The sequence below is a fragment of the Rosistilla carotiformis genome (assembly GCF_007753095.1).
In the GTDB taxonomy this organism is placed as follows: domain Bacteria; phylum Planctomycetota; class Planctomycetia; order Pirellulales; family Pirellulaceae; genus Rosistilla; species Rosistilla carotiformis.
Genome location: NZ_CP036348.1, coordinates 6277365 through 6304163, shown reverse-complemented (window position 1 = coordinate 6304163; position 26799 = coordinate 6277365). Strand labels below are relative to the sequence as shown.

At 57.1% G+C, this 26799-nt stretch carries 20 protein-coding genes; 9 read left to right on the top strand and 11 right to left on the bottom strand.

Annotated elements, in window-relative coordinates; genetic code table 11:
• Positions 1–541: 541 nt before the first annotated feature.
• From Poly24_RS22920 to Poly24_RS22895, 6 genes are all read right to left on the bottom strand, one after another.
• The gene (locus Poly24_RS22920; RefSeq protein WP_145101233.1) at positions 542–1498 is read right to left on the bottom strand and encodes a hypothetical protein; all 957 of its coding nucleotides are present in this window, start codon (positions 1496–1498) and stop codon (positions 542–544) included.
• 43 nt (positions 1499–1541) lie between these two features.
• Entirely contained in the window at positions 1542–2381 is an 840-nt protein-coding gene (locus tag Poly24_RS22915; RefSeq protein ID WP_145101231.1) for a CheR family methyltransferase, read from the bottom strand.
• Entirely contained in the window at positions 2378–3508 is a 1131-nt protein-coding gene (locus tag Poly24_RS22910; protein WP_197452113.1) for a protein-glutamate methylesterase/protein-glutamine glutaminase, read from the bottom strand. Before Poly24_RS22910 ends, Poly24_RS22915 begins: the two co-directional genes overlap by 4 nt.
• Positions 3509–3658: 150 nt before the next feature.
• Complete coding sequence (locus tag Poly24_RS22905) at positions 3659–6052, bottom strand: methyl-accepting chemotaxis protein (RefSeq protein ID WP_197452112.1); 2394 nt, start codon at positions 6050–6052, stop codon at positions 3659–3661.
• A gap of 130 nt (positions 6053–6182) precedes the next feature.
• Positions 6183–6641 (bottom strand): chemotaxis protein CheW, encoded by a 459-nt coding sequence (locus Poly24_RS22900; protein ID WP_145101225.1) that lies wholly within the window; start codon positions 6639–6641, stop codon positions 6183–6185.
• Positions 6638–9451 carry a hybrid sensor histidine kinase/response regulator gene (locus Poly24_RS22895; protein ID WP_145101223.1) on the bottom strand — a complete coding sequence of 938 codons (2814 nt, stop codon included), beginning with the start codon at positions 9449–9451 and terminating at the stop codon, positions 6638–6640. The genes Poly24_RS22900 and Poly24_RS22895 overlap by 4 nt, the downstream gene beginning before the upstream one ends.
• Positions 9452–9909: 458 nt before the next feature.
• Between Poly24_RS22895 and Poly24_RS22890 the strand changes: the two genes are divergently transcribed.
• The 3 genes from Poly24_RS22890 (at position 9910) to Poly24_RS22880 (ending at position 11450) form a co-directional block, all read left to right on the top strand.
• On the top strand, positions 9910–10284 hold the full coding sequence (locus Poly24_RS22890; protein ID WP_145101221.1) for a response regulator: 375 nt from the start codon (positions 9910–9912) through the stop codon (positions 10282–10284).
• Between the two features lie 88 nt (positions 10285–10372).
• Positions 10373–10873 carry a chemotaxis protein CheX gene (locus tag Poly24_RS22885; RefSeq protein ID WP_197452111.1) on the top strand — a complete coding sequence of 167 codons (501 nt, stop codon included), beginning with the start codon at positions 10373–10375 and terminating at the stop codon, positions 10871–10873.
• 271 nt (positions 10874–11144) lie between these two features.
• Complete coding sequence (locus Poly24_RS22880; protein WP_231753302.1) at positions 11145–11450, top strand: hypothetical protein; 306 nt, start codon at positions 11145–11147, stop codon at positions 11448–11450.
• A 61-nt stretch (positions 11451–11511) separates the two neighbouring features.
• Here Poly24_RS22880 and Poly24_RS22875 read toward each other — a convergent pair whose 3' ends face one another.
• Both Poly24_RS22875 and Poly24_RS22870 read right to left on the bottom strand, forming a co-directional pair.
• On the bottom strand, positions 11512–12669 hold the full coding sequence (locus Poly24_RS22875; RefSeq protein WP_145101216.1) for a DNA topoisomerase IV subunit A: 1158 nt from the start codon (positions 12667–12669) through the stop codon (positions 11512–11514).
• A 143-nt stretch (positions 12670–12812) separates the two neighbouring features.
• Positions 12813–14891, bottom strand: coding sequence for a DNA topoisomerase VI subunit B (locus tag Poly24_RS22870; protein WP_145101214.1), 2079 nt, complete (start codon positions 14889–14891; stop codon positions 12813–12815).
• Positions 14892–15336: 445 nt separating this feature from the next.
• On the opposite strand from Poly24_RS22870, the gene Poly24_RS22865 reads away from it, so the two are divergent.
• Together Poly24_RS22865 and Poly24_RS22860 are read left to right on the top strand one after the other, a co-directional pair.
• A complete protein-coding gene (locus Poly24_RS22865; protein WP_145101212.1) occupies positions 15337–15897 on the top strand; it encodes a hypothetical protein in 561 nt (186 codons plus the stop codon).
• A gap of 100 nt (positions 15898–15997) precedes the next feature.
• The gene (locus tag Poly24_RS22860) at positions 15998–16372 is read left to right on the top strand and encodes a hypothetical protein (RefSeq protein WP_231753301.1); all 375 of its coding nucleotides are present in this window, start codon (positions 15998–16000) and stop codon (positions 16370–16372) included.
• A 168-nt stretch (positions 16373–16540) separates the two neighbouring features.
• On the opposite strand, the gene Poly24_RS22855 is transcribed toward Poly24_RS22860, so the two are convergent.
• A complete protein-coding gene (locus Poly24_RS22855; protein ID WP_145101210.1) occupies positions 16541–17875 on the bottom strand; it encodes a tetratricopeptide repeat protein in 1335 nt (444 codons plus the stop codon).
• A gap of 402 nt (positions 17876–18277) precedes the next feature.
• Between Poly24_RS22855 and Poly24_RS22850 the strand changes: the two genes are divergently transcribed.
• A complete protein-coding gene (locus Poly24_RS22850; RefSeq protein WP_145101208.1) occupies positions 18278–20026 on the top strand; it encodes a ferredoxin in 1749 nt (582 codons plus the stop codon).
• 121 nt (positions 20027–20147) lie between these two features.
• Here the strand turns inward: Poly24_RS22850 and Poly24_RS22845 are convergent, their stop codons facing one another.
• Both Poly24_RS22845 and Poly24_RS22840 read right to left on the bottom strand, forming a co-directional pair.
• Positions 20148–21938 (bottom strand): hypothetical protein, encoded by a 1791-nt coding sequence (locus Poly24_RS22845; RefSeq protein WP_145101206.1) that lies wholly within the window; start codon positions 21936–21938, stop codon positions 20148–20150.
• Positions 21939–22038: 100 nt separating this feature from the next.
• Positions 22039–22260, bottom strand: a complete 222-nt coding sequence (locus Poly24_RS22840) for a hypothetical protein (protein ID WP_145101203.1) — start codon at positions 22258–22260, stop codon at positions 22039–22041.
• A gap of 450 nt (positions 22261–22710) precedes the next feature.
• Between Poly24_RS22840 and trkA the strand changes: the two genes are divergently transcribed.
• From trkA to Poly24_RS22825, 3 genes are all read left to right on the top strand, one after another.
• Positions 22711–24057 (top strand): Trk system potassium transporter TrkA, encoded by a 1347-nt coding sequence (gene trkA / locus Poly24_RS22835; RefSeq protein ID WP_145101200.1) that lies wholly within the window; start codon positions 22711–22713, stop codon positions 24055–24057.
• 86 nt (positions 24058–24143) lie between these two features.
• Positions 24144–25922, top strand: a complete 1779-nt coding sequence (locus Poly24_RS22830) for an SMP-30/gluconolactonase/LRE family protein (protein WP_145101197.1) — start codon at positions 24144–24146, stop codon at positions 25920–25922.
• An 18-nt stretch (positions 25923–25940) separates the two neighbouring features.
• Complete coding sequence (locus Poly24_RS22825) at positions 25941–26696, top strand: polyprenol monophosphomannose synthase (protein ID WP_231753300.1); 756 nt, start codon at positions 25941–25943, stop codon at positions 26694–26696.
• Positions 26697–26799 lie beyond the last annotated feature (103 nt).

The window sequence follows — 26799 nt, the reverse complement described above, 5'->3', positions numbered from 1 at the left end:
CGATCGTTCTTCCCACCAGAGCGGCTCAGGTTTCATAAAAGGTTGATGCGCGATCCTTTGGGGTAGCGTACCCGACCGGGGCAGGAAACCTGGGCCGCTATTTTTTTGCGTTGTCTCTGCTGTCGCGAAGCTTTCCCGACGCCCCTTTGAATCGATGGATCGGCAATCGGCGTTCAGATGTCGAGGGCTCTGCCGTTTGGCTGTCCACGAGGTTCGTGTCCTTTGCCTCGCGAATCTTGTTGGGGCAAGTGTTGCTAGGACCTGCCAGCCTCACGATTTTGTAGACCGTTGGTCGTGTGGCCCCGTGCAGGAACCGGAAGACGGTTTGCAACAGCGTCGCCATGCGCGGAAGAGACGCTGCGGTTCGATCGTTGGTCACGATCAAAGCGCTGCGACGGCTAACCATCGGCGCGTGTCGATGGTGGTGCGTTCGACGCTAAGGTTCCAACGTATTGGAACTTCGACACCGGTCAGCCGCGTGCCGGTACTCGATCGGATGTTGTCGGTCGGCTAAGTCGGAAACATTGGCCGATGTCGACCGTCACTCCGCTGCGGAAGCCGTCGCCAGGGAACTGTCGTTCGCTGAGTAATACCCGAACGTGACTTGGAAGTCGACGTATTGAGGGTCCGGATCGGAATCATCCGCGGTCCCGGCCGATGCTTCTACGACCCGCGTTTGGCCGGACCGTAGTTCCCCGATTTCGTAAGTGGTTGTCTTAACCGTCTTGTACCATGCCCTCAGGGCCTCGTAATCGTAGTCCTGGCCTGGATCGTGGGGAACGCTGGATGTGCGGACGATCAGTTGTCCGCGATGCAAGGTCAACGCGTTGGGGTTGGTGATTTCAAAATGTAATTGCGTCCGTTCGTTCAACGAGGTGGGGCGGGAGCGAATCACATTGACGCTTCCCACTTGTGTGGGGACTTGGGCGAGAAACGCTTGGTCGAGATTCAACACATGCGATCGGACATCCCAGAACGGTTTATCGGGATCTCCTGGATTGCCCATCAATTGTTGGCACAACGCCTGCTGGAAATCACAGCGGTCGCGGAGGCTCACATTTTGAACGTCCAGCTGTTCGATCCGGGCTTCCAAAACGCTGCGGTTGATGAATCCCAATGTGGTCGCCGCGATCGACAGCACCAACGCAACTCCCGCGGTCCCTTTGATCCACATCGGAATCGAAGCGGGGCCGGTCGCGATCGCTGCAACCTGAGGGGCAGCGATGGGGCTTGCGGCAGGTTCGCTGGGCATTTCCTGTGGTGCGGGCTGAACCTGAACGGTCGATGTGGCCGATTCGTCGACAACCGAGACCTTTAATTCCTCTTCCGGTTCGTCGCCACCAAATGCGAATTCGGGGGGCCCTGGTTGTTCGTCTTCGGCAGCCGCTTCGGCCGCGGGCTCGACTTCATCCACCTCATTCAGGACGGCAACGCTGGTGGCGGGCACGACGGATTGGGGAGCTGCGTCGAGCAAAGCTTGTATTTCATCAGCATTCATGGCGTGTCAAAATCCTTGCGGCGGGGTACCGTGGATCAGATGGTTATAGGAAATGTTTTTTAGGACGGTACACGGTCGCGCGGCAGTGTTGTTCCATCGTGTAACGTTGACTCATGTCGGCATGGTATTCCTGGGCACCGATAAACAGCAGGCCGTCGTCAACCATTTGGTTGGCGATCCGATGAAACAGGTCTTTGCGATTGGTGTCTGAAAAATAGATTGCTAAATTACGACAAAATACGACATCGAACATGCCAACGGAGGTAAACGGTTGCAAAAAATTGCGTTCTTCAAATCGAATCATCGATCTTAAATTATCGTTGACTCGCCAAAGACTGCCCTCTTTGCGAAAGTAGCGGTTCAATTGCGCCGGCGAGAGTCCACGTGAGATTTCATGTTCGGAATATGCGCCTTGCTTGGCTTGTGCGATCGCAGTCGAGGAAATATCGCTGGCCAGAATCTGGATATCCCAGCGATCCACGTCGGGCAGTAGCTCTCGGAGCGTAATCGCTAAACTGTACGGTTCTTGTCCACTGCTGCAGGCAGCCGACCACAAACGCAAACGTTTAGGATTCCGGGTCGTCGATCGTGCGTCGATTATTTCGGGTAGTAGTTTGTGTTGTAGGGCTTGGAACGGACTGCCATCACGAAAAAACAGTGTTTCCCGCGTCGTAATCCGTTCAACAATCTGTTGTTGTAACTCGCGGTCCTCGCGTGCGCGACGGGCGAGTTCTGCATAATTGGAGAACGAGGCCTCACGCATCAATTCTCCAAATCGATGTTCCAGCAAATATAGCTTACGATCGTCGACCTGAATGCCGCATAATTGTTCGATCACATCGACGATGCCGATGATGTCACTGCTTGCTTCGAGCGTCTTCATGATCTGCCTACCAATGCCGGACGTCTGGTGAGTGCAGTCAGTTTGGATGCGACATCATTTAATCCAACGACTTCGTCTACGAGTCCCGCTTCCGCGACGGCGCACGGCATGCCGTAAACGACACACGACTGGGCGTCTTGGGCCAAGATTCGAGCCCCTTGCGTTCGCAGTTCCCGGGCGCCTTCGGTGCCATCGTCTCCCATGCCCGTCATCACCACCCCGATCGCCCGGTTGCCGAATTGTGCGGCGGCGGATCGAAATAGGATGTTGACCGATGGGCGACAGCTGCGCTCGGGCGGATTATCGTTCACCCGCAGAGTGATACCCGCAGCCATGCGTTGCAGCGTTAAATGAAATCCGCCTGGCGCGATGGCAATCTGTCCTGCCTGCAAACTATCGCCCGAGGCTGCTTCGAAAACCTGCAACGGGGAGATCCGGTCCAGTTCTTCGGCCAACGATCGTGTAAACAATGGCGGCATATGTTGCACGATCGCGATCGGAACCGAGAAGTCGCGAGGCAATTGGGAGACGACCGACCGCAGGGCCTGAGGACCGCCTGTCGAAATTCCAATCACGATCACTTGCGGCGTCCCAAATTCTCGCCGTGGGGCGTCGCGGTGCCCGTTGGCTCGGCCGCCAAGTGACGCTGGCGACGACGAGGGTCCCGGCCGCGAAGCCAGCGGTTGGGACGGGGCGGGAAACGCGTGGCGTTTTACGTTTTGCGAGATCGCTTGAAACCGTTGGAACAACGCATCGCGAAGCTTTCTGCGATTGGATTCCAAATCCATCCCTTGCGGTTTCAAAACAAAATCGAAGGCCCCCGATTCGATCGCCTGGATCGTTAGGCTCGCCGACTGTAGCGTCAGCGAGCTGAGCATGATCACTTCGGTATGGGGAGCCAATTTCTTGATCTGCTTGAGCACCTCCAGGCCGTTCAAGCCGGGCATCTCGACATCCAGCGTCACCACATCGGGGCGCAGGGTCGCAATCGCCTGTAGCGCCGTAACGCCGTCGGCTGCTTGACCAACCACCGTATGTCCTTGCAGACCTTCCAGGGTCTGTACGACAAATCGGCGGTACACCGGCGAATCGTCGACAATCAAAATTTTTCGTAGCGTTGTGGACACCAGAAACCTATCGGGGAATGAGGGATACGGGCTGAGACGTGTGTTATTTGAATTGGATATTGGAAAGCCGGTGCAGGGACGAGACAGCGCGTCGCCAGAAGCTGGGAGCGCTGAGCTCGTCCGCTACCCTGATCCAATCGAGAGGTCCCGCTAACACGCTAGCGAGGAAGGGTTCTCCGCATCGGCGGCGTCGCCAGTCTTAAATTGGCCGACCAGTTTGGATAGCTGGTTTGCCAAGTCGCTGAATTCATCACCGGCGCGGCGCGTGTTGTTGGCGCTGTCGGAGGTTTGTCGCAGCACACCGTCGACACTCGAGATGTTTTGAGTGATCTCTCGACTTGCCGTTGCCGATTCCTGAACGCTTCGCGCCACGGCGGCCGCCGACTGCGCCGTTTGCGAGACGTTGTCGGAGATCTGCTTGGTCGCCATGCTCTGTTGCTCCACTGCCGATGCGATCGTCAGCGAGGCCTGGTTGACATTGTTGATCACTTCACTGATCTCACGAATCGCTTTGACCGCGTCTCCGGTCGAACCTTGGATGCCTTCGATGCGACGACGAATGTCGTCGGTGGCCGCAGCGGTTTGTTTGGCAAGCTCCTTGACTTCGGTGGCAACGACGGCAAAGCCTTTCCCCGCCTCGCCTGCCCGTGCCGCTTCAATCGTGGCATTCAACGCCAGCAGGTTGGTTTGTTCGGCAATGTCTTGAATCACTTGGATCACTTTGCCAATTTCATCCGCGGCAAGGCCCAGTTCCGAAATCTTGTCATTGGAAAGTTCGACCAGGTGCGCCGCCTGTCCCGCGACCGATGCCGATCGTTCGGCACTTTGAGCCACTTCGACAATCGATTGGTTCATCTCATTGACTGCAATCGACACCGTTTGAACGTTCCCCGAAACCTCTTCGGTGGACCGCGCCATGTTGCTCATGTTGACCGACAGTTCTTCCGCAGCGGCGGCTACGGTGCTCGATTGCGATGTGGCTTTGCTGGCCCCTTCGGACAACCGAGTCGACGTGTTCGCTAGTTCAGCGGAAGCTTGATTTAGGGTCGTGGCGTTCTGTGTCACGCTGCGAATGATCGACTGCAATTTGGCGGCGAAGACGTTAAACCATTTCGCCATCTCCCCTAATTCGTCATTGCGGCTGGCGTCCAAACGTTTCGTCAGATCGCCTTCCCCTTCGGCGATGTCTCGCAGCATCGCGACCGAGCGATTGATCGGTGCCACCAAGCGTTGGGAAAGGACAACTGCGATCACGGTGACGCACAGCGCGGCAAGTCCCGCCAACGCGAGGCTCCACGAAAACATCTGTAGTTTCGAGGCTGCGGAAAGGGCGGCCATCCCGTCGGCTGCGGCGAACGCTTCATCGCGACTGACCTCCGCCACGATCGCCCAACGCATGCCCAGTACGTCGACGGGGCTGTACGCCGACAGCACGTGATCGCTTAAATAGCCAACGATCTCATCGGCTCCTGTTTCTCCCGCCAGGGCCGCGGCAATCGCCTTGGTCCTGACCGAACCTTTGTCCGGGTACCGGAAGCTCGACACGATGTTGTGATGTTCCGGATCGCGGCGGGTATCGCTGCGGAGGATATTGCCGGGGCCCACGATGTAGGTTTCGCATGTGTTTTCCATGCCGGTCCCCATCGTCATGACCTGGTTGATGCGGTCGATCGGCATTTGGAAAATCGCAACTCCCAACCGTTGCTGGCCATCGAAAATGGGCGACGCGATAAAACTGGCGGGGGCTTCGTACGAAGGCGTGTACTGTTCAAAGTCGACAATCACAAACTCATTTGCCGATGGCAAGGCATTGGCCGCTTGAAACGCTTTGCCAATGTTAGCCTTGGCGTACGGTCCATCGATCAGCGATGTGGAGAAATCGAGTTCCTTGTAGGCTGAGTAGACGATGTCGCCGGTTTCGGAATCGCACAGGAAAACATCGTAGTAACCAAATTTCTCCAAGTACCCGCGGACGATCGGGTGAATCTTGGCGTGTTGTTCGGAATAGACCGTGCCGTCGTTCGCTGCGTTCAACAAATGTTTGGTGCCCAGCGGATTTTCGTTCTCCTGGATGTACGCATATTGCAACGCGATCGAAGCAGGATCCAATTGCCCTAAAATTCGGGCCGCGTTGGGATCTTGGCCATCGTTTTGTTTGCGATACTCCTTGCCGAATTCACGAGTATAATAGGTCGTCAATTCGTCTCGCAGTTCATCGATTTTCTCGAGATCGTATCCACAGTCCGCGGCGTAACGGCGAAACGGCTCGCGGAAGTTTCGCATCGCGTCGACGATCATGCCGTCTTCGGAAAACTTGATGACTTGATCGCGGATCGAATGGAAGTATTCGACGATCTGTTGTTTCTTGATCTCTCGAAGCGAGATCACTTTCTCCGATGACTTTTGTTTCAGATCGGCGATTGCGATCTGCTCCATCTGAGCGAGGTTCTTGCTCGAGAGGTTGTAGATGACGCCGCAGGCGGCCAGCATGGGGACCATGCCGCAGCACAAGATGATAGTGGTCAGACGAGTTCGAATACGCATTGGAGTGCCCCAGGTGGTGTTGCTTGATCCAACCGTGATGCAGTTTCTCGTGCAGCGATACCGGTTGGGAAGCCAAGTTAAGGAAAGTATGGGTTGCCAATCTGCCATGGCAACGCTAGGTGTCTACAGATTATTGAGAATTTGCCAGAGCTTGATCGATATCCAGTAAAATCACGACATCGTCGGGAAGCGTGTGGATGCCCTGGATCATGCGTCCATCGACCGCGTTGACGTTCGCCGGCGGCGATGACATCGACTCGTGTGAAACCGCTAGGATGTCGGAGACGCGATCCACGACCAGCCCCAATAATTGGCCATCGGCTTGAACAATCATGTTCTTCGAGTCGCTGCCAACTTGGGTGCTTGGCAAGCCCAGCAGAATTCCCAAGTCCAACAGCGGAACGACTTCACCACGCAGATTCACAACCCCTAGGACATGCCGCGGGGCATGCGGAACGCACGTGATCTCCGAAAGTCGATTGATTTCTCGAACACGGTCGATGGCGATCCCCAACAACACATCGCCAACATAAAACGTGGCGAACTGTTGATCCTCAACCACACTCTTGGGTTCTAACGTCTTGCTCATACCAACACCTCTTTCAATGGTTCTGCTGCTTTTTGGGACATTGCTTTTTCACTGAGTTCACGAATCGCGCGGATCAGGTTCTCGCGATCAAGCTTGACCTGGTAATCGTCGATCCCCGCGCGGCGGCCGTTGCTGACATCCGATTCGGATGCCAAGGACGTCAACGCGATCACTGGCAGTCGGCACAGTTGGGGATCGGCTTTGATCCGGCGACAGAATTCGAGTCCGTTCATGCGTGGCATCTCGATGTCGGTGACCACGAGATCGAAAGCTGTTTTGTCTTGAATCAACGTTTCCCAGGCTTCTTGGCCGTCTTCAAAATCGGAGACGTTGAAGCCCGCATCGCGGAGGAAATTGGAGACCTGTTTACGGAAGAATGCCGAATCTTCGGCCAAACACAGATGCAGGTCCGGCTTGACATGTTTTTTCGGTTCGCCCTTCAGGTCGGGCAATGCGGTGTGCGTGATGTCGTGTAAATTCAACACGCGAACCGTGCGGTTTTCCATCGCGAGCGATCCTGCGATTCCACGTTCGTTGTGAACGTCGGTATCGACGTCCAGCGGAATCGCACGGATGTCTTCGATATGGGAGGCCAGCAATCCGACCTCTCGGCCCGACACGCTGTAGACGATGACAAACAGTTGCCCCGATCGGTCGGCCGGGGCCGCCGTGACGCACATGTCCAATTGGATCAATGGCATCGCGACGCCACGCGAGTGCAGCATCTCGCGGTGCCCGACGCTTTCGATTTCGCTGGCGGCAATCGATTCGATTCGCGAGATCATTCCCATCGGAATCGCGAAGCTTTCCTGTTCGCGGTTGTTGAACAACAGTACCGATTGCACCTCGCTGGACGATCGCGACGCGTTCTGTTTTTCGCCAGCCTCCGCGTTGGCGCGTTCGGTTATGGCGCGGAGGTTGGTGTAGTTGGCGATCCCGGAGACATCGACGATCAAGGCCACGCGGCCGTCGCCTAAAATGGTCGCTCCCGATAAACAAGGGCAATCATTCAATTGGGCGCCGACCGGTTTAACCACGATTTCTTCAGAATCGCATAAGCCATCGACCAAGATTCCGTAACGCTGTTGTCCGGTTTCGACAACGATCACGTTTTGTGCCGCAGCACCCTCTTGAGCTAGGTCCTGGACGATGGTCCGTCCGCTGGTCTGGCCACCGAAGACTTCGTTCAACCGGACCACTGGCAGCAAGGAATTGCGAAGCCGCAAGACGTCGGCTCCTTTGACCCGTGCAAAACGGTTTTTCGCATCCTCGGGACGCACCCGTACCAATTCATTGATGTTCACCTGCGGGATCGCCAATCGGTCGGCTCCCGAACGAACAATCAACGAAGGAATGATCGCCAGAGTTAGTGGCAGCGTGATTTGAATGCACGTTCCCGTTCCCAGCGTCGTGAAAATTTCAACGCTGCCTCCCAGTTTTTCGATGTTCGTGCGGACGACGTCCATACCGACTCCGCGGCCGCTGACATCGCTAATCTGTTCGGCGGTCGAAAATCCTGGCAGGAAGATCAACCGGGCCGCTTCGCGATCGCTCATCTGTTGGGCTTGGTCGGCGGTGATCAAGCCTTTATCCAAAGCTTTGTTTCGCACCACGTCGGCGTTGATCCCGCGGCCGTCATCTTGGATCTCGATCACGACCTTCCCTGATTGTGGCTGTGCTCGAAGGTAGACGTTGCCATATTCGGCCTTACCGGCGGTCAAGCGTTGGGCTGGCGTTTCCATTCCGTGGTCGACCGCGTTGCGAATCAGATGGGTCAACGGATCGCTGATCGCTTCAATAATCGTTTTGTCGACTTCGACTTCGCTGCCTTCAATCGATAGATTGATCCGTTTGTCCAGCTTGGCCGTTAGATCGCGAACGACCCGTGAAAACTTATTGAAGACGTTACCGATCGGCTGCATCCGCGTCTTCATGATCGCGTCTTGCATTTCCGTGGTCACTTGGTTGATCCGTGCCGCTACCGATTCGAAGCCATTGTTTTCGCGAGCCGCAAGCGCCTGCAGCAATTGATTCCGGCTGAGCACCAATTCGCCCGCCAGGTTCATCAAATGATCGACGGTTTCGACCGAAACGCGAATGCTCGATTCTCCACCCGCGGCAGACTTGGGGCCCGCTGCCTTTCGCCCTTCTCCGGGTTCCAAGCTGGCCGACGAAGAGTCGATGACGGGAGCGGGGACGCTCGTGGGTTGCTTCAGCTTTGCAGCCTCTGCCGCTTCGGCTGCTGCCTGTTCGCGGGCCCGCTTGGCATCGGCGACCGCCTGATCCAGGGCTTCGGCCAACGGCAGGTCCTCGCGGATCTGCACTTCGATGGCATCGGCCTCCGGCGGCGAGGGTGGCGAGGGTGGGGCCGGCGGCGGCGTTTCCGCAATTGCTGTGGGCTGCGTTGTCACCCCTCCGGCAACACCGGAGGCGATGCAGTTTTCCAAGGCGACGAGGTGGTCGGAGATGTCGACTTCATTGGAGGATCCGACATCCGCGACCATCGCCTGAAGGGTGTCCGAAGCGGATAACAAGCCATCGACGATCGACGAGGTGGGGACAAGCTTTTCCTCACGCATCAGATTCAATACGTTTTCCAGGCAGTGTGCCAGTTCGTTGATTCGCGGTAATCCCAGGAACCCCGCAGCGCCTTTGATGGAATGGACGCCGCGAAAGACGGTGTTCACCAGATCGACGTCGACATCCGCACCGGCAGCTTCGATCGTTAGCAATTGGCTTTCGATATCGGCCAGGTGTTCGAGTGATTCAACAACAAATTCATCGAGTATTTCTTGGTCTTCGTTAGACACGACGTTGCCTCCGAGGAGATTAAATAAGTTCCCCGCGAGCGCAGCGGGCTAACCTGATTCATGGCTCTCGAAACATAAGCCGTGAATTTGACGTCGGAGGCGCGCGATGCCGAAGAACCGGCAAAGATTCCATGCGCGAAAGAGTCCGGCAAGTGAGAATTGCCGGAAATAACGATTGTGGTGGGTAACGACCAACCATCGACACGCCAACGCTTCCTTTAATAGAAACGCGGGTGGAGGATGTCGTGGTGAATCAGATCCATGCTGATCTTTGGGGGGCGTAAATTTCTACTCTTTTCCCGCAGTTCTCACTTTTGCATGCTAAGGTAATCTAGGGTGAAGCGTGGTTAGGGCCACGCGAACTCGAAATTGAATTGAGTTGCTACCTAAAATATAGGTCACGCTATCGGTTCGCGCCGAATCAATATCGAAACACATCAGTGAAAAGGAACGAGACGATGGACCAAAAGGTTCTCTTGGCGGATGACTCGGGCGTCATGCGCAAGATCATACTGCGGGCACTCAATGCAGCCGGCGTTACCGACGTCGTCGAAGCTGCCGACGGAGCCCAAGCGTGGACCGCCTTTCAAACAACCCAGTTCGACATGGTGTTGACCGATTGGAACATGCCGATGATGACCGGTTTGGATCTCTTGAAAAACATTCGCCAGGCGGGTTCGACCATCCCGGTGATTATGATCACCACCGAATCCGAACGCGGTCGGGTGATCGAAGCGATCCAGGCGGGCGTTTCCGATTTTCTTCCCAAGCCGTTTGAAAACGAGCTGCTGCAAGAGAAACTTGTTAAGCATCTCAGCGCGCTGGCTTCCTGACCACGCAGCGGCTTGCCAGTGACTGTCGCGAGCTCCATCCGGACCCATGACCACGTTCCAACCAAAACAAATTAAAGGGGCATGTAAGATGCTGACTACCGAAAACGAAGCTTTCCAGCGAGCTGTCGAAGAAATTTTTAACAGTTGCCTTGGCTGTGATGCCAAGTTGAAAGAGGTCGGGGAATCGACGACCGCCGATCGCATCAATGAGATCAAAGGTATTATCGGCATCTCCGGAGCGCTCTGCGGAACGGCCGCGCTCAGCGTATCCCGCGACTTTGCCTACAAGGCGACCGGAGCCTTGTTGGGCGATACCCCCCACGAACTGAACTCGGATGTCGTCGACGCGGTGGGCGAAATTGTCAACATGATTGCCGGTCGGGCTCGCGTATTGTTAGGCAATGAAGCGACGAACATGTCCTTGCCGTCGGTGATTTTAGGTCAATGCGAGATCGCTTTTGGGTCGGAGAACCACGGCACCTGCCTTCGGTTTGACACCGCATGGGGATCCGTATCGATGGAGTTGGTGCTGAAACAGCATTCGAAATCGCCAATCCCAAGCGTCACGCCGGTCGCCATACTTGCCTAGGATGCCGTTATTTCGTAGGTTGAGTCGTTGGGGATTGACAGTCCCGGCCGCACGTTCCCTGCAATTCCGGCGCACTGCGATCGCAAACTTCGCACTTGTACGAACCCTGGTGACGGCAGCTGTGAGACCTTGCCACAGAACTCTCGACCCATTCGTCGGGAGGGGCGATAAGCATCGACGGTCGCCGTGGCTGGTGGGGACACGTCAGTTGCTCCAACGCTCGCCGACTCGGTTTTTCCATGGTATCCCAACGATCCATCCAACGGAGTGTATGAACAGCATCATGGACGTCTCGAAATTGAAACGCGGCGATTGGGTGATCTATCGCAAACAGAAGAGCAGTACGTCACCCGGTGCACGCGCGACGGATGTCCATCCGACCCCTGGAGGGGATACCTACCATTACCTGGTCGACAAGTTTTGGATCGTCGAAGAAGTGCTCGACAACCAACAGGTGCGTCTGCGGACGCGACGCGGAAAACAGAATACCATCTCCGCGGACGACCCACGATTGCGATGCCCCCGTTGGTGGGAGCGATGGATGTACCGCAGTCGCTTCAAGACCATTGAGATCTAATCGAATCGCCGATCGTTGAATACTTCGTTCGACAATCGCGAGCGACAAGCGTTGGGTCGGTTTAATCCAACCAGTCCCCTTCGGCCAAACGCTCTGGGACGTACGTCTCGGTGACGTAGCTGATGCCAAGGTTGATTAACGATTCCACTTCCAACTTGAAATCGTTCTGCAGCATCTTTTCGATTTCTTTTTGCCAACGCTTTTTACCCTCGAACCAAGGGTACTTCATGATCTGCTTGGCCCGCTTGCGGTCGGTGTCGTTCATCTTGATCGTTACGTTCATGTCCAATCCGCAGCGTTCGAGGTCGATGCTGCGAAGTCCCACGAACTTGGCGTCGGGGATCGTCATCCGTTGCGATTCAAACGCCAGGTTGATCGATCCTTGCTTGATCACGCTGTAGATGTAATAACCCCAGGGGTCGTTATCGAGCACGCAGTAGACCGGCAGTTCCAATTCGTTGTGCATCCGATGCAGTAACCGACGCACGCCGCGTGGCGGCTGCCCGGCACCATGGGTTAGTAAGCAGTTGTGCTTTTTCCAGAACTTGTCTTCGTTGAACCGTTGCCAAACCGTACCTTTTTCTACATGCAGGATGAAGTCGGCGGTGCAGCGTTTGAATTTGATCCGATCGGGTTCCACGATCGATGGGATCCCGTATCCACCGCTGCCCATCCGCGCGCAATCGATCTCGTCTCCCATGTCTTCCAAGACGATCGGGCCGACCATCTCGCCTCGTTTGTCGGCATAGAGATGCAATTCCTCACGCAGCGAATTGGCAAGCACTTCCAAATCTTCGATCACCGCGTCGGATTCACCCTGATTGTTGAAGGTCTCCTCTTTGGCACCTTCGATCGTATGCTTCATGCGGTAATAAAGACCACGAATGCTTGTCGTTTTACCTTCGTCGATCAAACCCTTGCATCCGCTGCCGGCCAACAACGTCTGCATGTAGGACCGCGCTTGGTTCAAATTGAACAGTTCGCGACGGTTCGTGTTCTTCCCCATCTCGATATAGCGTTTCGTCTTATTGAAACGCACGTTCGAAAGCGCTCGCGTGGGGATATCCAAAAACGGGTCGCGGCCCCGCATCGCGGCGTTGACGACTTTGTCCGCCAGTCCCTCGAGTTTGGTGAGTGTCGATTTGTCGATCGGCGTCAGCTTGACTGGCTTCGGTTTTTCGGCAACGAACTTCTTGGGAGCGTGTTTTTTCTTAGCCATGATTCTTGAAATCCATCGTTTTCGCTACCTCCGCACCGACCGGTGACGAAGGCCAAACTTGATACCGGTCGTTCCCCACCGCGACCTTCTCGCGGTCCTTGTTGGGGACAACCCTCGAACGTTGTCCAGTGTTAACCCGCTGCTTAGGCGTCGAACAGGTCACCCTGTTCCACCGCTTCGTCTTCCTCGGCGGTCTCCTCTTCCGCGGCAGCCGGTTTGACCGCGGCATCGACGGCTGGCACCGTCTTGGCCGCGTTGTCGACAATCAACACGCCCTCTCCGAGGTCGAGTTCCGATTCGTCCTGAATCACTTTTCCGCGCTCGTCGAGAACCACATCGGCCTCGGCTGTCTTCTTCTTGGCAACCTCCAGCAAATTGTCGTAGACCTCTTGGGTGTTGCAGCCGTTCATGCCGTGAACCGCTTGAGCGACCTCGCCCAGATACCGCAGGAAAACGCTCCGCCGCTCCCCCTCTTGCTTCACGCGTTGCCGACGCCGCAAAAACATTCCCAGCTTCCGTCCAACAAACTGCAACGACAGCCGCAGTTCCTTTTCGATCTCCGGATAATTCGCAACCGCTTCTTTCGATTCGCTGGTAAACGGCACCCACACGCTGGCCACATGAACCATCACTGAAACCGGACCGTTGGGCAGATTGCCGCGAGATTGCGTCAAGCCATAGCTGCGCCAGTTCATGCTCATCACCGCTTGGGTGATCGCACACGCACCCGCTTGAAATTGCAGCGGAACACGATTGGCGAACCGCATCACCTGCATCGATTGCCCTTCGCTGATGCTGACGTTTTGCAGCGCGTCGTGCAGCGCCAACCGCTCCTTGGTCGTGAGGTTCGCGGGGCTCTTCCGGGTCTTCAGCCCGGCTTGCTTCATGATCTTGTCCGCACCGTCGGAGCCGACGCCGTTGAACGTATCCATCAGGAACCTGCGCAGCGTCCGCGCGTCGGTCTGCCCGATCAATTCGTTCATTTCGTCACGCGTGATCGCATGCGTTTGGGGGCCGCCACCGTACGCCAACGCGACTTCGATGATGAACGGGTTGCCGCGATAAACCGCCGGCGGTCGGCTCGATGCCGCGTAGAACTCGCCCGGCACGACGGTGCTGATTCCCTTCAGCAACAGACCCTGGCCGATCGGCACAACACAATCGGTTGCCGGGGGGCGAATATTCGCCTCCTGCATCGCGTGGAAGACTTTGTCCGCTTCATCGCGGCCGATCTTCTTGGTCGTTACCCGGCTGCTGATTCCCGCGGCTTCGCAGATCCGCCGCGCGACTGCGGGGGTTACACAAGAGAACGAACTCTGCAAGAACTGGCCGACCGTGTTGACACTATCGGCCGACATCATCGCCATCAGATGTCCCAGTTCAACGCCGTAGGGATGCGGTTTAATCTCTTTGGCTTCGGCGGGCAATTCGGTCGTGCTCCGCCAGTACGATCGCTTGGCTCCATCGGGGTCGATGTAGTGCACGGTGATATGCGGGTTGGCAATTGCGGTCTGTTCGATGTATTCATCGACGCTCCCCCGGCCCTTTTTGTAAATGGCCGCCAGTTCGATCGTGACCCGTGTGCCGTGAGTCACGTCTTCGCTGGTTCCATCTTCCTGCGGGATCACTGTCTCCCAAGCGATCCCCGCCTTCTCGATGTACTGGCGTCCCTTTTCCCCCGCAGGAATGTCGATTCCATCCCCTTTGCCGTTAATGATCTCCGGCTGATTTTTTTTGGTGTCGATCTGCAGTTCAAAGTAGTGCGCAGGTTTGCGGACCGAGACCTTGCTAACGATCTTGACCGGTTGCCCGCTGGTCAACATCCCGTTCATTCCGGCGGCGCTGATCCCGATCCCCTGCTGGCCACGGCTCATCCGCAGTCGGTGGAACTTGCTGCCGTAGAGCAGTTTACCGAAGATCAACGGGATCTGTTTCTTGACGATCCCCGGCCCGTTGTCTTGGATCGAGACTCGGTAACGCCCCGATTGGGTCGGTTCCAATTGGACCCAGATCACCGGCAGAATGCCCGCTTCCTCGCAAGCGTCGAGCGAGTTGTCGACAGCCTCTTTGACGGTTGTTAACAGCGATTTTCGCGGATTGTCGAAGCCCAGCAGATGCTTGTTTTTTGCAAAGAACTCGCTGACCGAAATATCGCGTTGGCCCTTGGCCATCGCTTCGGCAGTGCTTCGACGTGTCTTGGGGGTGCTTGTTCCGGCCGCCATCTTTTCCTTCTCGGTCGACTGTCAGAATCCGTGTCATCGTTACTTCGGTTATCGGCAACGGCGCGCTCGACTTCAGCTTATTTGCCGTCGGGCGGGCCCGACAATTCGCAACATTCGCTCTTGTGGGGAGCCGTGTTGCGGTAATCGGTGCCTGTTGCGGGGTCGCTATCGTGGCCGATTGTAGCGATTCCGTAAACTTGGTCCTAGCCGCAGGCTGGGAGGTCTGTGTCGGTTGCGGGTGACACGCAGCCCCGGAGAGAAAACGTTGGCTTGAGAACCTAGATAGAACCGAAAAGATCCCAACAGCCGGACGAACAGACTTCTTCCGGACAAGAGACACAATGCTGTCAAAAGTTCAGACACGAACCACGATCCTACGTCCGGGGCGATCGCCTGCATCGTTCGGGCCCCACTTCTGAGATCCGTCTTCCAGGGAGGAAGAATCATGCGTTTTACAGCGCGATTCATCGCAGCGGTCACCATTGCAGCGTCGGCAACCACCGCGGCAAATGCCCAGCAAGTTGCGGGCGAATATATTGTGGAATCTCGAATTGTCTCGGATGTCGCGGTCGGCGAAGGCGTGGTCGAAGGCTACCAAGCGTCTCCATCGGATGAATACGTCGATGGCGAAGCCGAATACGTCGAAGGGGGCGTCCCCCATCACGGCACCGGCCGGCTTGCGGCGTTGGCCCATGGCGGACAGCAAGGTCCCTACATTCCCAAACAATACGCCCAGCCCGACCTGTTCTACAATTACTACTCCAACGGCCAAAATCAGGTCAACGCGGAGATGTACATTGCCCCGGGCCCCGTTCCCGCGTTCGTCGGCCACACCTGGGTTCCCTATCAACCGTTCATGCCACACAACTATTTGTATCAACACAAAGATCGTTATCACAATCATTATGATTACGGTCGTGGCACCAATCGAACCAAGGCGACTTATCGGGTGGCTCCCAAGCAGTACGCCCAAACGATGTACAACTTTTTCCGAATCGCACGCTAGATGAAGGTATCGTGGTACAGCAGGTCGTTTTGTCTTTGATCTGAATCTCGCCACCCCCGCGGCGTCGCTCACGGCGTTGCACCCTGGAGCATCCATTGCCATGAACAAACACATCACCATCGCCTTGACGATGCTTGCCGGCATCACGCTGGGCACATCCGCCGCGGAAGCTGTCGATATTTACGGTCGCACCAACGTGCAGGCCATGAACTTTGCCGCTACCCGACCTTGGCACAGCCATTACCAGTACTCGAACTGGGGCGCTCCAGTCGCCATGGTCGTACCACCGACGGCGCACATGCAGACCAATTATTCATGGGGCGTTAGCCAGAATCTGATGTATCCGATCCATCATCAATTCAATCGCAACATGCCTCAACCGATGGGCGTTCCGTATGGTCAGTTCCGGCCGACACCACATTGGCCCAGCCACACCGATCAATTTGGCGTCCACTATATTCGTGGCCCTTGGTAACCTGTCTTGAAAAACGGCAACCGTGTTTCACGATTGCTTTCGCTTGCGATACGGCTCGAGGAATGGCAACATCCTTGAGCCGTTTTGCGTTGGCTCTCGCCGTTGCGAAGGGAACGCTTTTGGGTGCGTGAACTTGAGTGCTGTTCGACCGCACGCGGACACCGCCGGCTATTCGTCTTCGGAAGATGTAGGTTTCGGATCGGTGTCGGACTCGGAATTCGCCGGAGCCCCGTCCTCTTTGGCGTCCTTTTTGGACGCGTCGCCATCGGCCAACTTGGGGTCGAACGGTTTATGGTCTTGGTACAGCGCGAGCACCTTCTCGGCGTACGGCTTGCGATCTTCGGCCGCCATCTCGAGCACTTTTTCTTGCCAGCCGATCGCTTCTTCGAATTGCTCGTCGGCTGCAAGCGCTGCCGCCATGGCTGCCAAGTCGCTGATGATGGCGAAATTGTTCAGCTCTCCTGCCTTCGTGGCGGCTTCGATCGCGACACTTGCATTCCCCAGTTGCGGGTCGTTGGCGGTGACCAATAACCAGGCTTTGTTTTGGTAGGCCAATGCGTAATCGGGAGCCAGCTCAATGGCTTTGTTGTAGTCGGCCAAGGCTTCGACGGTTTTACCTAGCTTCTGAAGATTGAAGCCACGATTGTTGTAAGCCGCTGCGGCGCGGGGTTCGATCGCAATCACGGCCGCAAAATCTTCGACTGCCCGTGCGTGATCGGATTGTTGGAAGTGGACGAATCCACGGCTCATGAGCGCCGACACGTTTTTGGGGCTCAGTTCGATTGCTTGATCAAAATCGGAGACGGCTTTCTCGAGGTCACCATTTAATTTGTGCGCTACGGCGCGCTGTTGGTACGCGCTCGCCAGATCGGGTTTGCGAAGGATCACTTCGTCGTAATCGGTGATCGCAGCGGGGAAGTTTTGCAAGGTCATGTAGACCGCCGCGCGGTTCAGCAGCGGTGAGAAGTCTTCCTTCTCGGTATCTCGCTCCAACGCGGTCGTATAGTCTTTGATCGCTTCATCAAAATCTCCCATCGCCGCGTGGAACATCCCGCGGCTCGAGTACGCGTGGGGGGCGTCGTAGCCCAGGTTGATCGCGCGATCGAAGTCATCCAACGCTTTTTGATGCTGTTTGAGCGCCCACCAAGCGGACGCACGCAACGTGTACAGTCGTCCGTCGGTAGGGTTCTTTTGAATCAATTCGGTATAAATGTCGGCCGATTCGATGATCTTGACCGCATTGACTTTCGCGACCACGCCACGGTGACCGTTGTACGTGACGATCAGATAGTTCTCGCCACGGTCCTCCAGCACCGTCAAGAGATCTCCCTTCTCGATGGTGTCGACCAGTTTGTCGCCCACTTGCAATTGCATCTGTGCCCGAGCCACGACCGGTTCGGAAGCTTCTTGCGCGAACACGAGGCTGGCAAAAAGACTTCCCAAGACAAAGCTGGTCACGAGCAGGGCGAGAGTGCGGACCATGCGGTACTTCGGGTTCGACATCGGGATGGGTAGCTCCAGGAATCACTGCGATTTTGCGTTTTCTTTCGACGCGCGCCGGTGGCGCGAGCGCCTCCGCAGAAAGATTAGGTCACGAAATCGATTCCTTTTGGTGCAAAGCAGGCTGCCGGCAGTCCGCTGCCCCCAAAAAGGAAGTGCCGGTGCCGAACGCCTCGCAAAGCAATACGTCACCAAGCGTTCAGTGGCGTTTTTCAGTCGCAGGGGGGAAAGCGGGAAACTTCGCCACTTATTCCTATCTTTCCTGTTTTAACGGTCTTTTGGGTTAAATATACTGACTGCCGGTATTACACGAACATTCAATGCACGAGCTATGATCGTGCCCGCCAGAGCCCTTAAATCGCATTGAACGCACTGGCGTTCGCAAGTCTTTTGGAGACAAGAAGAATGAACTCTCGAATCTCGTTCGCAGCCGCGACGTGGATGCTCTTAAGCCTCGTCACGACAGTCACCGCGGGGCAGCCTTGCATCCCTTGTGGCGGGTGCACCGATCCCTGCGCCGGCGGCGGTTGTGCTGTTTCACCCGGTTGTGGATCCAGCGTCAGCTACGCCACCCAGCCCAGCATCGGGTATTCGGCGCCGCAGCCGAGTGCCGGGTGCGCTGTCACCAGCTACGCTTCGGCTCCCGTCCGGCAACCGTTGTGCGGTCCAATGACGATTGCCAAAGTCGTGATGGTACCCACGTACGTGACCGAAACACGCACGCAACCGACAACGGAATATCGCGACGAGGTTCGGTACCGCACCAAGACGACCTACCGCACGGTGCCGGTTACCGAAACCAAGTACCGCACGCGGACCGTGATGCAATCCAAGACCGAAAGCAAAACGCTCAACTACACCGAACTTGTCGCTCAAACCGACATGAAAACGATCGAGCAGAAGCATACGGTTCCGGTTTGGAATGAAGTTCCCGAAACCTATACCGTTCGCGTACCGCAAATCGTCGAGCGTGAAGAGAGTTACACCGTCAGCGTTCCTCAGCTGACCGACGAAGAATTCACTTACACCGTGAACGTTCCCGTCCCGCAAACCGAAACCAAGATCCAAACCGTCACCAACGCCGTGCCTGTCGTCAAGCGACGGTTGATCAACATCGACGTTCCCGTCACCCGCACTACGACCGTTACGAAGGATTACGGTCACTGGGAAACTCAGGTCGACGAAGTGATCGCCGCGCCGGCTCCCGTTGCTGTCCACTCGGCCGCGCCGGGATGCTACAACGGCTCCGGCACCGTGTCGAACATGGGCGGTTGCGGTTCGTATGGCGGTTGCGGATCCAACGGCTACGCCAGTTCATGCGGCTCGCGCCAATGCGGCAGCTGCAGTGCTTGCCAAGCCCGCAGCTGCGGTTGCCAATCGGCGACCAGCGCACCCTGCACTTCGTCCGTCGCCAGCACCGGCTGCAGTGGATGTGGTCAGCAAGCGGTTGTTGGGCACAGTGTTGCCGTCGCGCCCACAACGCAAACGGTCACCCGCCGCGTCTGGGTTCCCAACGTTCAAACCGAAGAAGTCCCGGTTGTCGAAATGCAATCGCAGCAACATGAGGTCAGCTACACGGTTTACGAAGAACAACAACAACAGGTTCCTTACGAATACACCTATCTGGTCTACCAACCCGAACTACGCACCGGAGTGCGTAAGGTTGTCCAGTACGTCGACGAAACTCGCACGCGTCCTCGCAAGGTCGTTGAATACACCGAAGAGACACGTCAACGCACGCGTCGTGAATTGTCGTTCAAAGAAGAGACACGTACCGAAAGCTATCCTGTCGTTTCGTATCACCCCGTGCAAAAGACCAAAGAGGTCTCTTACACCGTGAACGTTCCCGAGGTGGTTAGCGAAGCGTATGAAACAACCCGCTACGATCGTGTTGCCGAAGAATCGGTGGAAGAATACACGGTCAAGGTTCCTTTCACCGGCGTCCGTGAAGTGACCGTTCAGGTCTGCAAAATGGTGCCCAAGGTTGTCGAAGAAACGATCTACCCATGCGGTCAAGTTTCGCAAGCCGGTGCGGCCAGCTATGGCTGCCAAGGCAATGGCGTCGGCGGCGGATGTGCACCTGCGGGTGGTTGCATTGGTGGTTGTGGAACCGCGGGCTGCAGTGGCGGATGCGGCGCGGCCGGCTGCAACTAATTCAGCGGGTTCTTAAATCGAAACTTCACGACGGGAATGCATCCAACGCGACGCATTCCCGTCTTCGTTGAATCGCCTCCACTTGGGCGCCCCGGTGAGAGTGGATCACGCGGCTTGCGTCTTACGCCGCTGCGCGGTTCGATTCGCCGTCGGACGATTCGTCTGCCGCATCGATCCGGATCGAAACCGCGTGGTCTTCGATTCGGTCCGTTTGCGAAGCCAGTAGATCCTGCGCTTGGCCGACCCAGTTTTCGCGTTCGATCCGCCCTTTGAACGTTAACAAGGCGTTGAACGCCCAGACGTTGTATTCGTTCCAGTCGGCGATCTGTCGCAGACGATAGACGCCCGCCTTTCGCAGCAGACGTTGGTTGACCTGCCCAATTCCGCGTACCGCCGTCAAGTCGTCGACATAGCTAGGCCGCCGAGTGAACACGACACCCAACGTTTCGTCGACGGTGACCGAGACATTCCCGTATGCGCGGAGCGCACGTAGATAAGACGTCGCCTTGGGCTTCTCCGGTTCGATCGTTGGTTCCGCCGAATCGTCCATCGCGGCCAGCAGTTCTTTCGCCTGGTCGCACCATTTTTCGTCACGGACACGGCCGGGCAGCCCCAGTTGCCGTTCGATCTGACATTTCTGCCGGTTCGTCCACTGGGCCATCTGTTCAAAACGGAAGACACCCGCAGCGTTCAATTGTTCTTCCAAGCGGCGACTGACACCGAAGATTTCTGTCAGCTCATTGGCGTCTTCGGGGCGTTGGACAACCGTCTCCAGCCGCGCCTCGGCTTCGGCCAACTGATCGCGAAGGGCTGCGATCTGCGATTGATCGTCGGCGCGAGCGGCCTCGGCTTCCGCGGCGGCGAGATTCCTTTGTTGGCCAATCTGCGCCCGCTTCTGTTCCGCGGCGCGTTCGCGTTGCCGCGACGCTTCGAGTTCCGACTCCGCCGACCGCAGGCTCTCCTGCAACCGCTGATGTTCGGTTTGCAGTTCGGTCAAGGCTTCATCGGTCTTCCGGGCGTCGTTCAATTTGGTGACCGTGGCGGTCTGCAACTCGCGGAGATCTTTCAGCAGCATCCCTCGCAGTTCCAAATCCTCTTGTGCCAACTGCAGCTCTTCGGTCAAGCGTTCGCATTGAAGGTCACGATCGGCCAAGCTCGTCTGTGTCGCTTCAAGCTGCTGTCGAAGCGTCCCCAGATGCTCCCGCAAACGGTTGTACTCTTGGTCCACCTGGTCCATCGAGACCTGTTCGTTTTCCGCGTCGGCCAATTGCTGGGTGAGGACGGCAAATTTCGTTCGCAGCGCGCTCAGTTCACGCGCACTCTGCGCGTGGCGCGTTTGAGCCTCTTTCGCATCGCTGGCGGTCAACTGAAGCGCCGCGTCCAATTTGGCGAGCTGTTGGCTCCACGAGGCGGCCATGCATTGATGCCCCGCATCCTGTTTGTCGGCGGCCAGCTGTTGTTCGGCTATCGTCGCTTCGGCCGCCCGCAGTTGTTCTTGCATCTGCTGCAACTGGAGTGCCTTTTCCGCGGCTGCGGCGCGATCCACTTCCCTCGCCGCCTCCCATTCGGCGGACGCCGATCGGGCCCGCGCCAGTTGGTTCTCCTGCGCGTCGACTTGGTTCTTGCGGGCGACCAATTGTGCTCGCACGTCGGCCAGTTGAGCGTCACGCTGCAGCAGGCTGGTTTCATGGATCTCGCAAGCTTCCAACAGCTCCGTCTGGTTTTCGAGTGCCCGTTGGTGCAGGTCGCGATATTCGGAAAAGATCTCGCTGCGATCCTGCCAGACGGCCGCCTTGCTTCGCCGCCACAACAATTGCGCCAGCCACAGCCCGATCCCCGCGAAATAGATCGCCGTTAGGAAGCCCAGCCACCCCAGGTGAGTCATCGCGTAATCAAGGCGGGCAATAAACATGGGAACTCAATCGTTGGGGGCTATCGGAAACAAACTTTTCTTTTATCTCAACGGGTGGCCAACGGAACCGAAGAGAGAGCCTGGAACGCGTGGTGCACGTTCAGCTCAGCAGCGACGATTCGCGTTCCAGCTGGGTTTGCCGGAAGCAATCGGCTTCCAGCTGCTTCGCGATCGCATCGTTTTCATCATCCAGATTGCGCACCTGGCGTCGGTTTCCCGACCAGATCACCCAGCCGATCGCCAACCCCAACACAAAGAAAAATGCGGCAATGTGCAACGCTGCCAAGTCGGGGTTCTTGCTGAAGTAATAAATGGGATCCATCGCGCAAACTTCTCCGAATCTTGGACTGCACGGTCGCTTGGCTTAAACCGAAAACAAACGACCGTCTCAATCCACTTAATCGGAATCTGAACGCCGGTGATAACAGTCTTGATCCGGTGAATTGGACGATAAATTGAAAAAAACGCTCAATATTTGGCGAGCTCCCCCCAGCTGATCGGCTTTGCGTCCACCAGGGCCTCGCTAGCAATTCAGCCGGCGCTGCTGCGAGTCTTTCGCGACTGAGCCGTACATCGCTTCCATGGGCCGGTCCGGTCGATCGCTCTCCCCCGCGAATTGTCCGACGTGCAGAGATCCTTGGTGTGCGTTACCGCTTGGTACCGCTTCGGGGATTCCGCTAAATCGACTACAATTCCCGCATCCCCTTCCCTCCTTTGAGCAAGGGGCATCGCCCGCAACCCTTCCCTCAGTTCAAGAGCTCGATTTCGACCCATGCAAGCGATCATCCTCGGTGCCGGAACGGTGGGAACTTGGATTGCCGATCTATTATGTCGCGCCCGGCATAGCGTCACGGTGATCGACACCAATCCTGAAGAAGTTCGCCGCATCAATGCGGAACTGGATGTCAGAGCGATCCACGGCAGCGGATCGCAAAGTACCGTCTTATTCCAAGCCGACATCTGCGGGGCCGATATCTGCCTGGCGGTGACCGGCGACGATGAAGTCAACATTGTGGCCGCCAGCATGGCCAAGGCGCTTGGCGCGCGGCGGGCGATCGCGCGAGTCTACGCTCCCGCATTTCGCGACATGAGCACTTTCGATTACCAACAGCACTTCAACATCGATCGGCTGTTGAGTCTCGAACAACTCTCGGCGACCGAACTGGCTCGCAGTATCCGCAACCCCGGATCGATCCCGTTGGAGCACTTTGCTCGCGGGCAATTGGAGGTCTACGAATTGACGGTGGCGATCAAAGCGCCCGCCGTGGGCAAGCCGCTGCGAGAATTGACGCTCAGCCACGGCGTGCGGATCGGTTCGATCTCGCGTCAAGGGCGACGTTGGATCGCCGGTGGTGAAGATGAGATTCACGCGGGCGATTCGATCAGCCTGATTGGATTTCCCAAAGATGTCGCCGAAGCCCGAGCGCAGTTTGCTCCCGAATCGACTCGCGTTCCCCGTCGCAACGTGATCATCGCTGGCGGTGGCGAGACCGGATACCACTTGGCTCAATCGCTCAACAAGGCAGAGTACCGGATCTTGATTCTGGATGAAGATCCCAAACGCTGCGAACACCTTGCCACGCTGCTCCCATCGGCGACCATCGTGACCGCCAACGCGAATCGCCGTTCGGTTTTGGAAGACGAAGGAGTCGGCAAGGCGGACTATTTTGTCGCCTGCACCGGCAACGATGAGAACAACATCATGGCCGGCGTCGAAGCGCGCGAACTCGGGGCGCACAAGGTGATGGCGGTCGTTGGCCGTCCCGACTATGCCAACGTCGTCGCCAAACTGGGCATCGATGTGGCGGTCAGCGAACGCGACGCGGTCGCTCGTCAAGTGATGGGCTTCATGAACGATGGCCCGATCATTTCGCAGAGTCAGTTGCCCGAGGGATCGATCGGCGTCTACGAGATCGAAATCGACGAAGACGTTCCGGTCACCAAAGCGCCGCTGATGCAATTGCCGCTGTCGGGGCGCTGTCTGATCGCCGCGATCATGCGGGATGGCTTTGTTCGCGTGCCAACGGCGAAGGACCATTTGCGGATCGGCGATGTCATCGTTGCCCTGATCGACCAGAATACGCTCGATTCCACGATCTCGCTGTTTAAAGTGGGATGATTCGTTTTTGTGTCCTCACGACGGACGCATGCCTCGCCCCCAACCGCTTGCTTGCGCCGCAAACCTCAATAAGGCACCAACATCCAATGAACATCGCCCGCCCTCTATCGACCACCATCACGCTGCTGTTGCTTGCCAGCATCGCCGCCGCGCAACCGAAGACTCGCCAAACGGAAAGCTATCCGCAGCATCCCGACGCTCTGGTCAAGGAAGGGGTTCCCGCCGGTACGATCACCCAAGGCGTGTTCGATGCTTCGCAGGTCTATCCCGGCACCGTCCGCGATTATTGGGTCTACGTCCCCAAGCAATACGACGGATCCAAACCGGCAGCATTGATGGTCTTCCAAGATGGTGGCGGATACGCGCGTCGCGAGGGTGGTTATCGCGTCCCCAATATCTTCGACAATCTGATCGCTGCGGGCGAGATGCCGGTCACGATCGCCGTCTTCATCAATCCCGGTGTCGTTCCCGCCCCCAACGACAACGCGCAATCGCGATTCAATCGGTCGTATGAATACGACAGCGTCGACGATCGCTACGCCAACTTTCTGATCGACGAGATGCTGCCGTTTGTCGAAAAGGAACACAATGTTCAACTGACCGACGATCCCAATCTTCGCGCGATCTGCGGCAGCAGCTCCGGCGGCATCTGCGCCTACAACGTCGCTTGGCAGCGCCCCGATCATTTCCGCCGCGTCTTCACGACCGTCGGAACCTATGTCGGACTCCGCGGCGGTCACGAATTGGCGACCTTGGTCCGCAAGACCGAACCGAAGCCGTTGCGAATCTATCTGCAGGATGGATCGAACGATCTGAATATCTACGGCGGCGATTGGTGGATGGCCAACCAGACGTTGCTGCGAGCGTTGCAGTGGGCCGGATATGAAGTCGAGCACACCTGGGGCGAAGGTTTCCACAGCAGCAAGCATGGCACAGCGATCATGCCCGACGTGATGCGTTGGTTGTGGAAAGACTTTGATACCCAACCGGTTAGCACGCATCTGGACCGATCCAACAGCGAAGCCAACAAATTCCTGGTCGATGGCGAAGGCTGGGAACTGGTTAGCGAAGGGCACAAGTGGGCCGAGGGCTTGGCGGTGACCGACGACGGCACGCTCTACTTCACCGACGTCCCGGCGAGCGAACTTTATAAGGTCACGCCCGATGGCGAGGTCAGCCTGATCGTCTCCGATACCGGAAAGACGAACGGGATCTCCTTGGGCCCCGACGGTCGACTGTATGGTGCCGCCAGCGGTGCCCGCCAGATCCGCGCCTGGGATTTGAAGACTCTTGAGATGGAGGTCATCGCCGAGGGGACGACCAGCAACGACATCGTCGTCCGCCACGACGGCACGATCTATTACACCGATCCGCCAGCCGGCAAGGTCTGGTCGCTCGACGCGAAGACGCACGAGCGGAAGGCTGTCGACAATTTTAAAGACTGCAATGGGATTGGACTCAGCGCCGATCAGACTCAGTTGTTCGTCGCCCACTTCCCCGGCCGGTTCATCAATGCTTTCCAGATCGCCGATGATGGATCGCTGAAATACAAGCAGCCCTATTTTCACCTGGAGATCCCGGCCGCCGATCCGCGCGGATTGTTGGATGGGATGTGCGTCTCCCAAGATGGTTGGCTGATTTCCACAACGGCGATGGGCGTTCAGATCTGCGACCAACCGGGGCGCTCGCATCTGATTTTGCCAATGCCTCCCGGTTCGCGACGCCCCAGCTATGTCACGTTTGGCGGCCCCGATCGCAAGACGTTGTACGTGGCCAATGTGGACAAGATCTATCGTCGCAAAACGCAATTGGTCGGTGCCGACAACTGGAAACAACCCGTCAAACCACCCAAGCCACGACTGTAGGCGGAGAGCAACGATTCGGTGACCCATTCGCCTCACATGGACGAACATGGCAGTGTGCCGGCGGCACGCGTGTTAGTGGCTGTCTGCACGTATAACGAACTCGACAGCTTGCCCGAATTGGTCGCTGGCATCCGCGCCGCCCTGCCGTCGGCCGACGTGCTGGTCGTCGATGATGGATCGCCCGATGGGACCGGCGACTGGGCTGCCGACAAGGCCGTTCGCGATCCTTGGTTTACATTGATCCAACGCGGCCGCAAGCTCGGCCTCGGCAGCGCGATCGTCGCTGCGATGCGTCACGCCAGCGACTCAGGGTACGACTTCCTGGTCAATCTCGATGGCGACATGAGTCACGACCCGGTCGAAATTCCCAAGCTTGTCGACGTCGCCTGTCGCGAACAGGCCGACGTCGTGATCGGTTCACGCTACGTTCCCGGTGGAGCGATCGAAGGCTGGCCCATGTCGCGATTGGTGATCAGCGGTCTGCTGAATCGTGTCGCTCGGATCGCCTTGGGGCTGCAAGCCCACGACTGCAGCGGAGCGTATCGATGTTATCGCGTCGACACGCTCGATAAAGTCGATCTCAACCGGATCCGTGCTAGCGGGTACGCGATGCTCGAAGAGATCTTGTGGCTGCTGACCCATCGCGATGCAAAGATCGTCGAAATTCCGATTCGCTTCGTCAACCGCGTTCAGGGCTCGTCGAAGCTGAGTCTCGGCGAGGCGGTGAAATCGATCGCCATGCTGGCTCGCATCGCCTGTTCGCCGCGACGCTAAGCAGCAAGCAGGGAGTTTTCTCGTTTAACCACAATGCCGTTCAACGAACGGAGCCTCCGACCGTCGAAAGAGTTAGCGGCGGGATGTAGTGGACGAGGTTACG